The sequence below is a fragment of the Flaviflexus salsibiostraticola genome, assembly GCF_003952265.1.
Lineage (GTDB): Bacteria > Actinomycetota > Actinomycetes > Actinomycetales > Actinomycetaceae > Flaviflexus > Flaviflexus salsibiostraticola.
Genome location: NZ_CP034438.1, coordinates 696,493 through 713,809, shown reverse-complemented (window position 1 = coordinate 713,809; position 17,317 = coordinate 696,493). Strand labels below are relative to the sequence as shown.

Sequence of the window (17,317 nt, the reverse complement as noted above, 5' to 3'; positions counted from 1 at the left end):
CGTCACCAGCAGACGGCACCGATGGCCGCCGACTGAACGAGCTTGGTGTACTTGCCGAGCACGCCGTGGAGCCGCGGGTTGTCGGGATGGACGAGGCGCTCGCGGCGCTGCTTGAGGATCTCCTCATCGACATGAAGGTCGATAGTCCGGTTCGGGATATCGACCCGGATCCGATCCCCATCCTCGACGAGTGCGATGGGGCCGCCATCGACGGCCTCGGGGGCGACGTGACCGATGCAGAGCCCGGTCGATCCGCCGGAGAACCGGCCATCAGTAATGAGGAGGACATCCTTCCCGATGCCGGCTCCCTTGATCGCACCGGTGATGGCGAGCATCTCTCTCATACCGGGCCCACCCTTGGGTCCCTCGTACCGGATGATGATGACATCGCCGGCCTTGAGCTCGCCCGCGAGGACCGCGTCCATCGCCGGCTGCTCCCGTTCGAAGACGCGCGCCGTGCCGTCGAACACCTCCGCGTCGAAACCGGCGGTCTTGACCACCGCGCCGTCTGGGGCGAGGGAGCCTCGGAGGATGGCAAGGCCACCCGTGGCATGGATCGGGTTGTCCATGGCGCGCAGGATCCTGCCATCCGGATCCGGGGGATTGATGTGGGCGAGGTTCTCGGCGACGGTCTTCCCGGTCACCGTTAGGCAGTCACCGTCGATGAGACCGTTGTCGAGCAGAGCCTTCATGACAACGGGAACGCCCCCCACCTTGAACACGTCGTTCATGACGTACTCGCCGAACGGCTTGAGGTTGCCGAGGTGGGGAACCCTGTCCGCCACGCGGTTGAAGTCGTCGAGGGACAGCTCGACCTCAGCCTCGTGGGCGATCGCCATGAGGTGGAGGACGGCATTGGTCGACCCGCCGAACGCCATGACGACGGCGATCGCGTTGAGCAGCGATTCCCGTGTGATGATGTCGCGGGCGGTGATGCCGCGGCGAAGGAGCTCGACGACGGCGCTGCCCGAGGAGTGGGCGAAGAGCGTGCGGTCGCGGTGGATGGCGGGCGGCGCGGCCGACCCGGGCAGGGACATTCCCATGGCCTCGGCCGCAGAGGCCATGGTGTTCGCGGTGTACATGCCACCACAGGCACCCTCGCCGGGACAGACAGCCCGCTCGATCGCATCGACGTCCTTCTCGGACATGGTCCCGGCCCGGCAGGCCCCGACCGCCTCGAACGCGTCGATGAGGGTCACCTCCCGCTCGGTGCCGTCTTCGAGTTTCGCCGTACCCGGCATGATCGAGCCGTTGTAGAGGAACACGGACGAGAGGTCGAGCCGGGCAGCGGCCATGAGCATGCCGGGAATCGATTTGTCACATCCAGCAAGGAGGACCGAGCCATCGAGCCTCTCCGCGGACATGACCGTCTCGACGGAGTCGGCGATGACCTCGCGGGAGACGAGGGAGTAGTGCATGCCCTCGTGGCCCATCGAGATCCCGTCGGAGACGGAGATGGTGCCGAACTCGAGCGGGTATCCGCCCGCCTGGTGGACACCCTCCTTCGAGAATCCTGCGAGCTTCGACAGCGTCATATTGCACGGCGTGATCTCGTTCCACGACGAGGCGATTCCGATCTGGGGCTTCTCCCAGTCGTCGTCCCCCATGCCGACGGCACGGAGCATGCCGCGTGCGGCCGTCCGCTCCAATCCGTCGGTGACATCGCGTGAGCGGGGCTTGATGTCGATCGTGTCGTCCATGGCCCCAGTGTAAGCCTCACCACAGGCATACGCGCGACCGCGATGTCCGACGGAGTCGCCTCCGGCGATGGGGCTTGTCACCTGCAGAGGGCCCCGCGCCGCCGCATGTCACTCGAAGTCCTCGCGCAGCGGCATGCCCTTGAGCGTGAGGCCGAGGCGCCGATATGTCGGGGGCAGCAGCGCGCTGAACCATACCGCCCCAAGGATTCCGATGCCGGCCGTCGCCCACAGCGCGGCCGAGATCCCGATCGCCGCGGTCATCGTCGAGACGACGAATGGCCCTGCGGCCATGCCAGAATTGGAGATCGCCTGCCAGTAGCCGAGGAAGTGTGCACGATTGGTCGAGGGGGAGAGATCCGCTCCGATCGTCATGAGGATGCCTGAGCCAAAGCCGTTGCCCAGGCCGAGCAGGGCGCTCGCCACGAAGAAACCGAGCGAATCCACCCACACCACCATGAGCCCGATGGCGACCGACATGATCGCGAGACTGGGCACCAGCCCCCACAGCCGACCGTGGCGATCGGAGAGTCGACCGCCCGGATAGAACATCGCAGTGTCGATCAGTGCGGAGACGGCGAAAGCGAGGGTGATGATCTCGTTGTCCAGCCCCAGAGTTGTCCCCCAGAGGGGAATGATGACGTTCTTGTTCGAGCGGAGCACCATGAGGGTCGAGACGCCGATGCCGGCGATCGCCGTCGAGCGGAGATCCGGACGCACCACGCCGCCGGGATGCGCATCCGGACTGTGGTCCGCACGGGTCTCGCTCGGTGCCCGTGATGGCAGCGGCGTCAGGAAGCGGACGATGAGAGCGAGCGCGATCGCCACGGTCACCGCGTTCATGACGAAGATCGATTCCAGGCCCCAGAGGGCAATGAGCGCCGTCGACGCAAGCGGGCCGATGAGAACCCCGAGCCGAAGCATGCCGCCCAGTGTCGACAGACCCCGGCCACGCCACTCACCCGGCAGAGCATCGGCGATGTAGGCCTGCCGTGCGAGCATCCACACATTGAGGGAGATGGCGACGAGGGCGATGCCGACCATGAAGGCGCCGGTCGCGTACGGCGTGTCGGGGACGAGCATGGCGCTGATCGACATTCCGAGCGCGAAGAGCGCGAGCACACTCGCGCAGATGAGGGACCTTCGGTCCCCGAGCCGCGTGATGACACGGCCGAGGACGGGGGCGGAGAATACGCCGACGAGGCCGGCCACGCCCAGGACTGCCGATGCACCGGCCTGCGAGAACCCGATCTCGAGTGCGGCGAGCACGACTACCGGCTGGAGTGCCCCATTGCCGACCGAGTAGACGAGCGACGGCAGATAGATGGGTGCGATCAGCGCCCGCACCGGGCTCCTCACAGCTCGGCTGGCCCGCCGTCGCGCGGTCGTTCAAACGAATCCCGTCGCCGTGGCGGGAGGATGCGGTGGGCTGCTCTGCCGATCATGGCGCCATCCTAGGCGGATATCTCACGGTCGGCAGGGAAGATTCTCCCGTCGGTGGCGCGTGGGGCAAAATGGAGGAATGACCGACAAGAATATGGCCCTGTGGGGAGGTCGCTTCGAGGGCGGCCCCGCCGATGCTCTCGCCCACCTGTCGAAGTCGACGCACTTCGACTGGCGACTCGCAATCTACGACATCAGGGGATCCCGCGCCCACGCCCGCGAGCTCGGCCGAGCCGGCCTGCTCACCGAGCCCGAGGTCGGAGAGATGATCGCCGCACTCGATCGTCTCGAAGATGATGTCCGCAGCGGCGCGTTCGCGCCGTCGCAGGCCGATGAAGACGTGCACACGGCGCTCGAGCGCGGACTCCTCGAACGCGCAGGAGCCCTTGGCGGAAAGCTGCGCGCAGGCCGGTCGCGCAACGACCAGATCGCGACGTTCGTCCGCATGTACCTGCGCGACGAGTCCCGAAGGATCGGTACCCGTGTCCTCGATCTCGTGGCCGCCCTTCTCTCGAAGGCCGAGAGAGCGGGGGACGCGATCATGCCCGGCCGCACCCACCTCCAACACGCACAGCCCGTCCTCGTCGCCCACCACCTGCTCGCCCACGCGTGGCCGCTGCTGCGGGACGTGGCACGGCTCGAGAATGCCGACACCCGCGCCGCCGTCTCGCCCTATGGAGCGGGTGCGCTCGCGGGGAACACACTGGGGATGGACGCGTCGGCGATCGCCGACGAGCTCGGCTTCGATGCCGTCGCCGAGAACTCGATCGATGCCACCGCGTCGCGGGACATCGTCGCCGAATACTCGTTCATCTTCGCGATGATCGGCATCGACATGTCGCGCCTCGCCGAAGAGATCATCGTCTGGAACACGAAGGAGTTCTCCTTCGTCACACTCGACGACTCCTACTCGACCGGCTCGTCGATCATGCCGCAGAAGAAGAACCCGGACGTGGCAGAACTGGCCCGCGGCAAGTCCGGTCGACTGATCGGCGATCACGCCGGCCTGCTCGCCACGCTCAAGGGGCTGCCGCTCGCGTACAACCGTGACCTCCAGGAGGACAAGGAGCCGGTGTTTGACCAGGTCGACACGCTCGACGCCCTGCTGCCGGCGATGACCGGCATGATCGCGACTATGACGCTTCACTGCGACCGCATGGCGGAGTTGGCGCCCCAAGGGTTCTCCCTCGCCACAGACATCGCCGAATGGCTCGTCAAGCAGGGGGTCGCGTTCCGGGATGCCCACGAGATCTCCGGCTCCTGTGTGCGAGTGTGCGAGGAGCGCGGCATCGAGCTCGATCAGCTCTCCGACGAGGACTTCCGTGCGATTGACGAGCGCCTGACTCCGGATGTGCGCGACGTTCTCACGATCGAAGGATCCGTTGCGTCGCGCGATGGCAGGGGCGGGACTGCGCCGGTGCGCGTGGCAGAGCAGCGGAGCCGCGCGGCAGCCGAACTCGAGCGACTTCGAGGCTTCGTCCAGTCGTGATCGACCTCATGCGCGACCCGTGCGAGGTCGCCCCTATGCTGCTCGGCGCGACGATCTCGACCGACGTGGCGGTGCGGATCGTTGAGGTTGAGGCGTACCGCGGTGAGTTCGATCCCGGCTCGCATGCGTTCCGGGGGAGGACAGCGCGGAACGCCTCGATGTTCGGCCCGCCCGGTCATCTGTACGTCTACTACATCTACGGGATGCATTGGTCGGCGAACATCGTGTGCTGGCCCGAGGGTCAGGCCGGCGGTGTCCTCCTCCGAGCCGGCGAGGTGGTCGACAATCACGAGGTGGCCCGCACCCGGAGGGTTGCGGCAAAGACGGACCGCGACCTGGCGCGTGGACCGGCCCGGCTCGCCCAGGCTCTCGGCATCGACGGATCCTTCAACGGGACCCGCATCGGTGATCGCATCAGGCTCGAGGCATCGCCGGAGCCCGTCGAGTGGACCTCAGGCCCGCGAGTCGGCGTGTCCGGAGCCGGCGGCACGAACGAATACCCGTTGCGCTTCTGGATTCCCGGCGACCGACACGTCAGCCCCTACCGCCCGGGCAAACCGTGACGGCGACGTTCCTCTTCCTCGTCAACCCCGAGCTCGCCTATGATCCGTACCCCGATTGGGAGCGGTGGGCGCCTCTCATCCGTGCAGGTCAGACGCCGCAGTCGCGCTGGAACACGGGTACGCGCAGGCATGGCATCACCCCGGGCGACCGCGGTCTCATCGTCAGGGTCGGCAGTGAGCCCCGGGGCCTCGTCGGTGCCTGCGAGGTCGTCTCAGAGGTCTCGGTCGGCCCACACTGGAACCCCGAGGCCCGCTCTCTGGAGGCCGGCTACGTCGACATCGCCATGAAGGCGGTCATCGATCTCGATGACCCCGTCACCCTTGATGAGCTCCGTGCGGCGGCGCCCGGTGTGATCTGGACGCCGCGTCAGTCGGGCACGCGCCTGCCCGATGAGGCGGCAGCGACGATCTGGAATATTCTGTTCACTGAGACCGACATCCCCGCCGCACGGACGTGATCTGCCTGCGTGCGATACTGTGGGGGAATTTTTCAACACGAGGAGAGGTACGTGTCCCACATTCTTGACGAGCTTCAGCAGCGTGGCCTGATCGCCCAGCATACGGATCTGGCTCAGCTGCGCGCGGCGCTGGACGGGGGACCGATCACGTATTACTGCGGATTCGACCCGACGGGCCCCTCCCTCCACCACGGCCACCTCGTCGCCGTCATCCTTATGCGCCACCTGCAGAACGCGGGTCATCGGCCCCTCGTCCTCGTGGGTGGGGCGACCGGACTCATCGGGGACCCGCGCGCATCGGGGGAGCGCACGCTCAACCCTGCGGAGCAGGTTCAGGAGTGGACCGGACGGCTTGCATCGCAGCTCTCCGGCTTCCTCGACTTCGAGGGGGAGAACGCCGCGACCATCGTCAACAACTACGACTGGACGTCGGCGATGTCGGCGATCGACTTCCTGCGCGGACTCGGGAAGCACTTCCGGCTGGGCACGATGCTTGCGAAGGACACAGTGGCGAGGCGGCTCGAGTCCGACGAGGGCATCTCCTACACGGAGTTCTCCTACCAGATCCTTCAGGCGAACGACTTCCTCGAGCTCTACCGTCGCTACGGCTGCGTCCTTCAGACCGGCGGCAACGACCAGTGGGGCAACCTCGTCGGCGGAGTCGATCTCATCCATAAAGCCGAGGGCAGGTCGGCCCACGTGCTCACGACGCCCATCATCACCAAGGCGGATGGTACGAAGTTCGGCAAGACCGAAGGTGGGGCGATCTGGCTCGACCCGCAGATGCTGAGCCCGTACGCCTTCTACCAGTTCTGGCTCAATACGGCCGACAGTGATGTTGAGAGGCTGCTCAAGGTTTTCACCTTTGTTGATCTCGAGGAGATCGCCGACGTTGTCGCGGAATCTGTCGACAAGCCCCACCTGCGGCTTGGGCAGCGCCGGCTCGCAGACGAGGTGACGACGTTCGTGCACGGGGCAGAGGCCACTGCTCGCGTCAAGGAGGCCTCAGCTGCACTCTTCGGCACGGTGGATCCGTCCAACCTGGACGGGGCAACCCTCCAAGACGCAGTCGCCGAACTGCCGAGCGCCCCGCGCATGTGGGTATGCCCGTCGTCGAGCTTGTCGAATCGCTTGGCCTCGAAAAGGGCCGCGGCGCTGCACGCCGCACCATCGCGGCCGGCGGCCTGTCGATCAACAGCGTCAAAGTCGTCGATGTCGACGCCGTGATCGACGGCAGCCAGATTCTGCCGGGCGGGATCATTCTGGTCCGCAAGGGCAAGAAGAACCTCGCAGTCGGTCGGGCGGACTGAGCCAAAGGCGGGAAAACCGCGCGGGTGAGCCGAAAAGTCGCTTGGTGGCGCGGCTCACCCGCACCGGATTTGACCGACTGGGGTCGGATCCGTAAAGTTATGTCTCGCCGCGGGGAAGCGGAAAGCCAGTCAGGAAATTGATCCTGGGCTTCATGCGCCCCAAAGCCAAGCAGGTGGACGAGTTCGCTCGGTCACAGATCTTGACGGGATAGCCCGCTGATTGTAAGCTTGTGAAACGCCTCTTTCGGCGGAATGCCCAGCATTTCTCCGGTTGTGGGTTGCTTGTTTTGAATCTCAATAGTGTGTCGTTTTTTGTTTGATGATTTTTTTGTTCTGTATTTTTATGGAGCTGTTTCAGCTTTTCTGTAAGGTTTTTACGGAGAGTTTGATCCTGGCTCAGGACGAACGCTGGCGGCGTGCTTAACACATGCAAGTCGAACGATGAAGTCTCCAGCTTGCTGGGGGTGGATTAGTGGCGAACGGGTGAGTAACACGTGAGTAACCTGCCCCTTTCTTCGGGATAAGCTTGGGAAACTGGGTCTAATACCGGATATTCAGCGGCTGCCGCATGGTGGTTGTTGGAAAGATTTATTGGGAGGGGATGGGCTCGCGGCCTATCAGCTTGTTGGTGGGGTGATGGCCTACCAAGGCGTCGACGGGTAGCCGGCCTGAGAGGGTGACCGGCCACACTGGGACTGAGATACGGCCCAGACTCCTACGGGAGGCAGCAGTGGGGAATATTGCACAATGAGCGAAAGCTTGATGCAGCGACGCCGCGTGAGGGATGACGGCTTTCGGGTTGTAAACCTCTTTCGGCAGGGAACAAGTCCAGGTTTTGGCCTGGTTGAGGGTACCTGCATAAGAAGCGCCGGCTAACTACGTGCCAGCAGCCGCGGTAATACGTAGGGCGCGAGCGTTGTCCGGAATTATTGGGCGTAAAGAGCTCGTAGGCGGCTTGTCGCGTCTGCTGTGAAAACGCGGGGCTTAACTCCGCGCTTGCAGTGGGTACGGGCAGGCTTGAGTGTAGTAGGGGAGACTGGAATTCCTGGTGTAGCGGTGGAATGCGCAGATATCAGGAGGAACACCGATGGCGAAGGCAGGTCTCTGGGCTATAACTGACGCTGAGGAGCGAAAGCATGGGGAGCGAACAGGATTAGATACCCTGGTAGTCCATGCCGTAAACGTTGGGCACTAGGTGTGGGGGTCTTTGACTTCTGCGCCGTAGCTAACGCATTAAGTGCCCCGCCTGGGGAGTACGGCCGCAAGGCTAAAACTCAAAGGAATTGACGGGGGCCCGCACAAGCGGCGGAGCATGCGGATTAATTCGATGCAACGCGAAGAACCTTACCAAGGCTTGACATACACTGCGATGTTCCAGAGATGGGGCAGCCTTCGGGGTGGTGTACAGGTGGTGCATGGTTGTCGTCAGCTCGTGTCGTGAGATGTTGGGTTAAGTCCCGCAACGAGCGCAACCCTTGTCTCGTGTTGCCAGCACATGATGGTGGGGACTCACGAGAGACTGCCGGGGTTAACTCGGAGGAAGGTGGGGATGACGTCAAATCATCATGCCCCTTATGTCTTGGGCTTCACGCATGCTACAATGGCCGGTACAGAGGGTTGCGATGTCGTAAGGCTGAGCGAATCCCTTAAAGCCGGTCTCAGTTCGGATTGGGGTCTGCAACTCGACCCCATGAAGTCGGAGTCGCTAGTAATCGCAGATCAGCAACGCTGCGGTGAATACGTTCCCGGGCCTTGTACACACCGCCCGTCACGTCACGAAAGTTGGCAACACCCGAAGCCCGTGGCCTAACCCTTGTGGGGGGAGCGGTCGAAGGTGGGGTTGGCGATTGGGACGAAGTCGTAACAAGGTAGCCGTACCGGAAGGTGCGGCTGGATCACCTCCTTTCTAGGGAGAATTTTTTCCCGAAATCCACATGGTCAGTGTTCACAGGCTTTTTGTCTGTGCTGGTGGTGTGGTGGCGATGTTCCTGCCGATGGGGTAGCGAGTGGTGTGCTGCTTGAGTGTGCACTCGGGACACGATGTTTTTGAATGAGAAACGGCATGCTGTTGGGGTTTGGGGTCAGCAGCCCTGGCTGCTCCGCTGTGTGCGCCGGCCTGTGGTTGGTGTGTGTGGTGTGGGTGGGTTGTTTGGTAACTGTATAGTGGACGCGAGCATCTTTGGTTTGTGTGAATCGAAGAGTTCTTTTTGTTGTGAATTTTGTAGGGGCGTTCGGTGGATGCCTTGGCACTGGGAGCCGAAGAAGGACGTTGTAGCCTGCGATAAGCCTCGGGGAGTTGGCAAACGAGCTGTGATCCGAGGGTGTCCGAATGGGGAAACCTGGCCCACGTTATGGTGGGTTACCCGCACCTGAATGTATAGGGTGTGTGGGGGGAACGCGGGGAAGTGAAACATCTCAGTACCCGCAGGAAGAGATATTCCGTCAGTAGTGGTGAGCGAACGCGGATGATGGCTAAACCGTGTGTGTGTGAGAGCTTACGGGCGTTGCGCATGCGGTGTTGTGGGAGCGTGTTGTCGGTCCTCCGTAAAGGGGCCGGGATGGATGTGTTGTGGTAGTCGAGCCTGGTGGGAAACAGGGCCGTAGACGGTGAGAGCCCGGTAGATGAAACTGCAGCATGTTGTCTTATGCGTATCCCAAGTAGCACGGGGCTCGTGGAATCTCGTGTGAATCTGCAAAGACCACTTTGTAAGCCTGAATACTCCCTAGTGACCGATAGTGGATAAGTACCGTGAGGGAATGGTGAAAAGTACCCCGGGAGGGGAGTGAAATAGTACCTGAAACCGGGCGCCTACAATCCGTCAGAGCCTCCTTTGTTGGGGTGATGGCGTGCCTTTTGAAGAATGAGCCTGCGAGTTAGTGGTGTGTGGCAAGGTTAACCCGTGTGGGGTAGCCGTAGCGAAAGCGAGTCTGAATAGGGCGTTTGAGTCGCATGCTCTAGACCCGAAGCGGGGTGATCTACCCATGGGCAGGGTGAAGCACGTGTAAGAGCGTGTGGAGGCCCGAACCCACTTCAGTTGAAAATGGAGGGGATGACCTGTGGGTAGGGGTGAAAGGCCAATCAAACTCCGTGATAGCTGGTTCTCCCCGAAATGCATTTAGGTGCAGCGTTGCGTGTAGCGTGCCGGAGGTAGAGCTACTGGATGGCTGATGGGCCCCACCGGGTTACTGACGTCAGCCAAACTCCGAATGCCGGTTACGTTTGCGTGGCAGTGAGACTGCGGGGGATAAGCTTCGTAGTCGAGAGGGAAACAGCCCAGACCATCGGTTAAGGCCCCTAAGCGTGTGCTAAGTGGGAAAGGATGTGCAGTTGCAGTGACAACCAGGAGGTTGGCTTAGAAGCAGCCACCCTTGAAAGAGTGCGTAATAGCTCACTGGTCAAGTGATTGTGCGCCGACAATGTAGCGGGGCTTAAGTACACCGCCGAAACCATGGCAGCAGCACAGTCGTGTTGCTGGGTAGGGGAGCGTCGTCATCGTGGTGAAGCCGGGGCGTGAGCGTCGGTGGAATGGTGACGAGTGAGAATGCAGGCATGAGTAGCGAAAGACGGGTGAGAAACCCGTCCGCCGAATGACTAAGGGTTCCAGGGCCAGGTTAATCCGCCCTGGGTTAGTCGGGACCTAAGGCGAGGCCGACAGGCGTAGTCGATGGACAACCAGTTGATATTCTGGTGACCGGCGAAGTACCGTCCAATGCTGAGGTGAGGGATACTAACCACCCAAGCCGCCGCAGCGTCCTTCGGGATGGTGTGGTGGTGCGCGTGGGACCTGATCTTACGGTAGGCAAGCGTATTAACAGGGGTGACGCAGAGAGGTAGCCACCGCGTGTCTTATGGCTTGGCACGTTTAAGGACGCAGCCCGTCTCCCAGGCAAATCCGGGAGACATGAGGGTGAGGTCTGATGATGACCCCGTATGGGGGAAGTAGGGTGATCCTGTACTGTCTAGAAAAGCCTCGACGCGAGGTACCAGCCGCCCGTACCCGAAACCGACACAGGTAGTCAGGTAGAGAATACTAAGGCGATCGAGAGAATCGTGGTTAAGGAACTCGGCAAAATGCCCCCGTAACTTTGGAAGAAGGGGGACCCGAGCCTTGAAACCCCATGCGGGTTAGGGGCGAGGGTCGCAGAGACCAGGGAGAAGCGACTGTTTATCAAAAACACAGGTCCGTGCGAAGTCGTAAGACGATGTATACGGACTGACGCCTGCCCGGTGCTGGAAGGTTAAGAGGACTGGTCAGCTCACCCTTGTGGTGGGCGAAGCTGGGAATTTAAGCCCCAGTAAACGGCGGTGGTAACTATAACCATCCTAAGGTAGCGAAATTCCTTGTCGGGTAAGTTCCGACCTGCACGAATGGCGTAACGACTTCTCCGCTGTCTCAACCACGAACTCGGCGAAATTGCACGACGAGTAAAGATGCTCGTTACGCGCAGCAGGACGGAAAGACCCCGGGACCTTTACTATAGCTTGGTATTGGTGTTCGGTACGGCTTGTGTAGGATAGGTGGGAGACTGTGAAGCATTCACGCTAGTGGGTGTGGAGTCATTGTTGAAATACCACTCTGGTCGTATTGCACATCTAACCTCGGACCATGATCTGGTTCAGGGACAGTGCCTGGTGGGTAGTTTAACTGGGGCGGTTGCCTCCCAAAATGTAACGGAGGCGCTCAAAGGTTCCCTCAGCCTGGTTGGTAATCAGGTGGCGAGTGCAAGTGTACAAGGGAGCTTGACTGTGAGACTGACAGGTCGAGCAGGTGCGAAAGCAGGAACTAGTGATCCGGCGGTGGCTTGTGGAAGCGCCGTCGCTCAACGGATAAAAGGTACCCCGGGGATAACAGGCTGATCCTGCCCAAGAGTTCATATCGACGGCATGGTTTGGCACCTCGATGTCGGCTCGTCGCATCCTGGGGCTGGAGTAGGTCCCAAGGGTTGGGCTGTTCGCCCATTAAAGCGGTACGCGAGCTGGGTTCAGAACGTCGTGAGACAGTTCGGTCCCTATCCGCTGCGCGCGTTGGAAACTTGAGAAGGGCTGTCCCTAGTACGAGAGGACCGGGACGGACGAACCTCTGGTGTGCCAGTTGTACCGCCAGGTGCATGGCTGGTTGGCTACGTTCGGAAGGGATAACCGCTGAAAGCATCTAAGCGGGAAGCCTGCTTCAAGATGAGGTTTCCATCCAACATTGTTGGTGAAGGCCCCCTGAAGACCACGGGGTTGATAGGCCAGACGTGGAAGCACCGCAAGGTGTGAAGCTGACTGGTACTAATGGCCAAAGAATTCACAACACACAAAAAAGGGAACACACTGTTCCATACGAGCTCCGATGCTCCGCGTCCACTGTACGGTCACCACCCAACCCACCCGTGACCAGTCCATAACTGAATAACCACACGTTTGACGTGACCCCAAGATTTTGGCGGTGGCTCTAGCGGTGGGGAAACGCCCGGTCCCATTCCGAACCCGGAAGCTAAGCCCACCAGCGCCGATGGTACTGCACTCGGGAGGGTGTGGGAGAGTAGGACACCGCCGCCATAACACCCCCGGAAAGGGCCCAGGACACCAGTCCCGGGCCCTTTCCTTTTGCCTGAGAGCCGCAGCGAACTCGGTTCACGAGCAGAGTAAAAGGTGACCTGCGCCGCATCTGCGGGCTACGGTGGGGAACATGAGCCCACCAGAGACATTCACCAATTGGTCCGGCAGTATCGAATCCCAGCCGTCTGATCTGCTGTATCCCCGAACCGAAACTGAGCTGGTGCAGATCATTTCTCGCGCAGGCGAGGCCCACGCCCATGTTCGGCCGGTCGGATCCGGGCATTCGTCGACTCCGCTTGCTGCCACCGATGAGATCATGGTGTCGCTCGACAGAATGAGTGGAGTGGTGTCCACTGATTCGGAGAGGGGGCTCGCGACGGTGCGGCCCGGGACGGGTCTATCTGCATTGGGATCCGAACTCGCCGAGGCCGGCCTTGCCATCGAGAACTACGGGGATGTTGATTATCAGACCATTGCGGGTTCGATCAGCACCGGCACGCACGGCAGCGGGAAGCGCCTGGGCAATCTTTCCTCCTTCTTGGTGGGAGGTACATTCGTTGATGGGACGGGGCAGAGTGTTCCGTTCGGGGTGGAGACCGATCGCGGCGAGGACGACGAGCTCCTTCGGGCGGTCCAGGTGTCGTTGGGCGCCCTTGGGGTCCTCTCAACCTTGACCCTCCGTGTCAGACCTGCATTCGATCTGCACCGGCTCAACTGGATGACCCACATCGATTGGGTGATGGACAATTTTGGGGAGCTGATCGAGCAGAACAGATCGCTCGACTTCTATTGGTATCCCCGCAGCGATCTGGCGCAGGTCCGCATGGTCAACATCCCCGGCGATGAGCCGGAGCTCCTGCCTCCTGGAGAGCTGCGCACCGACGAGATGGGTCCCTCGTACGAGATCCTGCCGAATGATCGCCATCTGCACTTTGAGGAGATGGAATACATGCTTCCGCTCGAAGCTGGAATGACAGCCTTCCAGCAGGTCCGAAAGCGGATCAAGGAGAAGCACCGCTCCTATGTTGGATGGCGAGTGCTTGTCCGCACAATCGCACCGGACCGTGCGATGTTGAGCAACGCCCACTCTCGGCCGACGATGACAATCGCACTGCTCCAGAACGTCGGTCTGCCGTACAGACCATACTTCGACGATATGGAACCGATCCTCCAGAGTTTCGACGGGCGCCCCCATTGGGGCAAGAAGCATACGATGGTGGCGGAGCAGCTGCAGCCTCACTATCCGGAATGGCAGGCCTTCCAGCGGCTTCGAGCGCGTCACGATCCGCATGGTCTCTTCCTCAATGATTATCTGCGCGAACTTCTCGGCACGGGAGGATGACAATGGATTCTGCAACGAGTACGGAGTGGACGTTTGCGGCGGGAATGATCCCCGAACGCAGCAGCGGTCGAGAGCCGGAGAACACAAGCCGCAACGTCCTGTGTCTTCTCAATGCCACGGAGTCTGATGGCTGTGCCGAGGTGATGATCTTCCACGAGGATCGCGAGCCGGTCGGCCCGTACCGGATCAGCCTGCCGGCGAAGCGGGTGCGCCATGTGCGGATCAACGATCTCATCGATCCGCAGGCAGTGCCGTATGGCGTGCCCTACGGGCTCGCCATCACATCCGATGTGCGAGTCGCTGCCCAGCTCGTCTACGTCGATACGGCCGACGGTCGATTCGCGGTCACGGCACTGCCGGGGACACCCGGTCGTTGATGATCCGTCGGTTGTTCAGGCGCCTGCGCACCGTCCTCGCCGGCGTCGCCTCACGAATCCGCCAGCACATCTTCTCTCTTCTGCTCGCCTCAGCCGCGGCGGGTTTGGCCTATCTCCTCGCGGGCGCGCTGTTCGGTCCACAGGAGGCGGTATTCGCTCCTGTCGCCGCGGTGGTGGCGACCGGTCTGACAGCGGGTCAGCGACACCGGAGGGCAGTGGAGATCACCGTCGGCGTGGTCTTGGGAATCATCGCCGCAGATCTTCTCACGCGCTGGCTGGGCGCGGGGCCCTGGCAGCTGTCCCTGGCTGTTCTCCTGGCCATGTCAGCCGCCGTCGCCTTCCGAGCAAGTGGTCTTCTCAGCAACCAGGCTGCCGTTGCCGCGGTCGTCGTCATGATCCTCGTTCCGCTCCTCGACTCGAGCCCGTGGATCAGGTTGGGAGACGCACTCGTCGGGGGAGTGGTGGCAATTGTCCTCACTTCATTTCTGGCGCCCGACCCTCTGCGATCCGCTGACATCGCCGTGAAAAGAGTCCTCGATGGATATGCGGGAGTGCTGCGTGAACTCCAGGATGGTGTCGCTGCCGGCTCGCTGACGGAAGTGGAGGCCGCGCTCGATCGCATGGAGCACCTGGGCGGAGCCCGGCAGGATCTCTCAGATGCGCTCGCCGCGGTGGGCGAGAGCATTCGCCTCGCTCGGCGGGACGTGCGCATCGAAAGGCGACGACGAGTGGACGCGCTGCGTCTGCTCGATGCTCGCATAGGGCTCCTCATGACCTCTGGGCGGTCGTTGTGCCGGGCAGGTGCGAACGTGATCAGACACGGCGCACGCGTCAATCGAGCCTTGATCGCCTCCCTCGAGGAGCTCCGAGATGCTGTCCTGGTCGTCGGTGAATGGACACGAGGCGAGTGCTCGACAGAGTCACTCCAATCCGCAGCGGTCGAAGCCGCCGCAACCGCGTCCTCGGCTTACCGCGGCGCCACGCCGGCCGACAGCGTCTTCATCGGCCAGGTGCGATCTGCAGTCGTCGACATTCTGCGGATCTCTGGCCTCGATCAGCAGCGCGCCGTGAGCCTACTCGAGAAGCAGGCGGGCCGGGCGGATCATTCTCCGAGCGGTTGACACAGATGTTCATGCGAATTTCACAGAATATTTGGTGAATCGGACTGTATCTGTGTAAACTCGTGCCACGGCGAGCCCAAAGTCGGGTGCGCCAGAACCTTCGGAGCGGCGATTCTGCTGCGATGAGCAAGATGAATGGCCTCCCGGGCAACTGTCCGGCCACCCCAGTTGAAAGGCGTTCAATGACGAACACAATTGCATCTAACGATGGCTACTTGATGGGAATCGACTTCGGTACAGAGAGCGTGCGCGTTGCGCTCTATGACACGAAGGGCACTCCCATTACGTTCGCCGCAACCCCGTACAAGACGTCGCACCCCCGTCCGGGCTGGGCGGAGCAGCACCCGGACGAGTGGCTCGCCTGCCTGACCGCGTCCTGCCACCGGGTCCTGGACATGTCCGGCATCAGCCCGTCCAAGATCCTCGGCGTCTCGTACGACGCGACGACGATGACCGTGGTCGCCCTCGATGAGAACGGCACCGCTCTGCGTCCTGCCATCATGTGGATGGACGTGCGCGCGACCGAGCAGGCCGGCCGCATCGCCGGTGTTGACTCCGTCGCAAAGCTCTACAACGGCAACGGCACCGCCCCGGCCTCCGCCGAGTGGTACCCCTTCAAGACCGCGTGGCTCAAGGAGAACGAGCCCGAGACCTACAACAAGGCATTCCGCATCGTCGATGCGACTGACTGGCTCACCTACACGCTGACCGGCGAATGGTCGATCTCGATCAACACCGCTGCGCACCGTATGTACTACAACCGCGACAAGGGCGGATGGCCCATCGACCTGTACGAGCACCTCGGCATCGGCGACGTGTTCGGCAAGCTCCCGGAGAACGTTCTCGATCTCGGTACGCCGATCGGAACGCTCACCCCGCGCATGGCCAACACCCTCGGCCTCGTCGCCGGCATCCCGGTCGCCCAGGGCGCGGCGGATGCATGGGCAGGCCAGATCGGCCTCGGTGTGGTCAACGCCGGCAAGCTCGCCCTCATCACCGGCTCCTCGCACGTCATCACGGGCCAGTCCGACAAGCCGATCCACGGCGCGGGCTTCTTCGGCTCGTACACCGATGGCGTCGTCCGCGGCCAGTACACCGTTGAGGGCGGCCAGGTGTCGACCGGCTCCGTCATGAAGTGGTTCAAGGACAAGTTCACCCCGGATCTCGTCGAGGCCGCCGAGCGTGCTGGCCTCAGCATCTACGACGTGCTCAACATGAAGTCGGCGGACATCCCCCCGGGCTCCGACGGCCTCATCGTCAACGAGTACTTCCAGGGCAACCGCACCCCGTACGTCGATGGAAAGGCCCGTGGCGCGATCTACGGCCTGTCCCTCTCGCACGGCCCGGAGCACCTGTACAAGGCGATCCAGGAGGGCATCTGCTACGGCACGGCGCACAACCTCAAGGTGATGCGCGACCAGGGCTTCGAGCCCAAGGAGATCGTCGCCGCCGGCGGCGCGACCCGCGGTCGCAGCTTCATGCAGATGCACTCGGATGTCACCGGTGTGCCGATCACGCTGACTGAGGTCGGCGACGCGGTCGCACTCGGCTCGTCGATGATGGCCGCCGTGGGCGCCGGAATCTACTCCGATCTGCAGGAGGCGGCCGAGAACATGGTCAAGGTTCGTGAGACCATCGAGCCTCGCATGGACGTCCATGAGCAGTACCAGTTCTACCTGGAGCGCTACATGGAGCTCTACCCGAAGGTTCGCGACTCGATCCACCAGCTCGTCGACCACGAGGTTGCCAAGTAGTCTTAGGCGTCAATGATGACCGTGGCCCTCTGCATCATGCAGGGGGCCGCGGTCATGTCCACCATCTCAATCACCACTGCGACGCGGCTCGATCGAGCAGCGCCAGAGTCGGCGCCCGTGCAGTCATTGGCGTGCCACACGAGCACCGCTCCAGCCGCTGCTCGCGTTTCGCGGTGGTCGAAACAACACGGCCCGACCCGCCCATCCCTCACCTCGAT

General features: G+C 62.3%; 9 protein-coding genes, 3 rRNA genes and 1 pseudogene. 11 read left to right on the top strand and 2 right to left on the bottom strand.

Going from position 1 to position 17,317, the window contains the following annotated elements; genetic code table 11:
• Positions 1-2: 2 nt before the first annotated feature.
• Positions 3-1,700: a dihydroxy-acid dehydratase gene (ilvD, locus tag EJO69_RS03350; protein WP_126039218.1), complete on the bottom strand. Its 1,698-nt coding sequence runs from the start codon at positions 1,698-1,700 to the stop codon at positions 3-5.
• 108 nt (positions 1,701-1,808) lie between these two features.
• A complete protein-coding gene (locus tag EJO69_RS03345; protein ID WP_164519855.1) occupies positions 1,809-3,044 on the bottom strand; it encodes an MFS transporter in 1,236 nt (411 codons plus the stop codon).
• Positions 3,045-3,219: 175 nt separating this feature from the next.
• Between EJO69_RS03345 and argH the strand changes: the two genes are divergently transcribed.
• The 11 genes and pseudogenes from argH to EJO69_RS03290 all read left to right on the top strand — a co-directional run bounded on the left by argH (position 3,220) and on the right by EJO69_RS03290 (position 17,099).
• Positions 3,220-4,629 (top strand): argininosuccinate lyase, encoded by a 1,410-nt coding sequence (argH, locus tag EJO69_RS03340; protein ID WP_126039213.1) that lies wholly within the window; start codon positions 3,220-3,222, stop codon positions 4,627-4,629.
• Between the two features lie 8 nt (positions 4,630-4,637).
• On the top strand, positions 4,638-5,192 hold the full coding sequence (locus EJO69_RS03335; protein ID WP_126042302.1) for a DNA-3-methyladenine glycosylase: 555 nt from the start codon (positions 4,638-4,640) through the stop codon (positions 5,190-5,192).
• On the top strand, positions 5,189-5,650 hold the full coding sequence (locus tag EJO69_RS03330) for an EVE domain-containing protein (RefSeq protein ID WP_164519854.1): 462 nt from the start codon (positions 5,189-5,191) through the stop codon (positions 5,648-5,650). Before EJO69_RS03335 ends, EJO69_RS03330 begins: the two co-directional genes overlap by 4 nt.
• A 51-nt stretch (positions 5,651-5,701) precedes the next feature.
• Positions 5,702-6,960 (top strand): annotated as a pseudogene (tyrS, locus tag EJO69_RS03325) (tyrosine--tRNA ligase).
• A gap of 373 nt (positions 6,961-7,333) precedes the next feature.
• Positions 7,334-8,866: ribosomal RNA gene (locus EJO69_RS03320) — 16S ribosomal RNA — on the top strand.
• A 305-nt stretch (positions 8,867-9,171) separates the two neighbouring features.
• Positions 9,172-12,258: ribosomal RNA gene (locus tag EJO69_RS03315) — 23S ribosomal RNA — on the top strand.
• 130 nt (positions 12,259-12,388) lie between these two features.
• Positions 12,389-12,505: ribosomal RNA gene (gene rrf / locus EJO69_RS03310) — 5S ribosomal RNA — on the top strand.
• Together the 16S, 23S and 5S rRNA genes form the textbook arrangement of a ribosomal RNA operon.
• 130 nt (positions 12,506-12,635) lie before the next feature.
• Positions 12,636-13,847 carry a D-arabinono-1,4-lactone oxidase gene (locus EJO69_RS03305; protein WP_126039207.1) on the top strand — a complete coding sequence of 404 codons (1,212 nt, stop codon included), beginning with the start codon at positions 12,636-12,638 and terminating at the stop codon, positions 13,845-13,847.
• A 2-nt stretch (positions 13,848-13,849) separates the two neighbouring features.
• Positions 13,850-14,224 carry a sensory rhodopsin transducer gene (locus EJO69_RS03300; protein ID WP_126039205.1) on the top strand — a complete coding sequence of 125 codons (375 nt, stop codon included), beginning with the start codon at positions 13,850-13,852 and terminating at the stop codon, positions 14,222-14,224.
• Positions 14,224-15,345 (top strand): FUSC family protein, encoded by a 1,122-nt coding sequence (locus EJO69_RS03295; protein ID WP_126039202.1) that lies wholly within the window; start codon positions 14,224-14,226, stop codon positions 15,343-15,345. Before EJO69_RS03300 ends, EJO69_RS03295 begins: the two co-directional genes overlap by 1 nt.
• Before the next feature lie 182 nt (positions 15,346-15,527).
• On the top strand, positions 15,528-17,099 hold the full coding sequence (locus EJO69_RS03290; protein WP_126039199.1) for an FGGY-family carbohydrate kinase: 1,572 nt from the start codon (positions 15,528-15,530) through the stop codon (positions 17,097-17,099).
• The last annotated feature ends 218 nt before the right edge of the window (positions 17,100-17,317 follow it).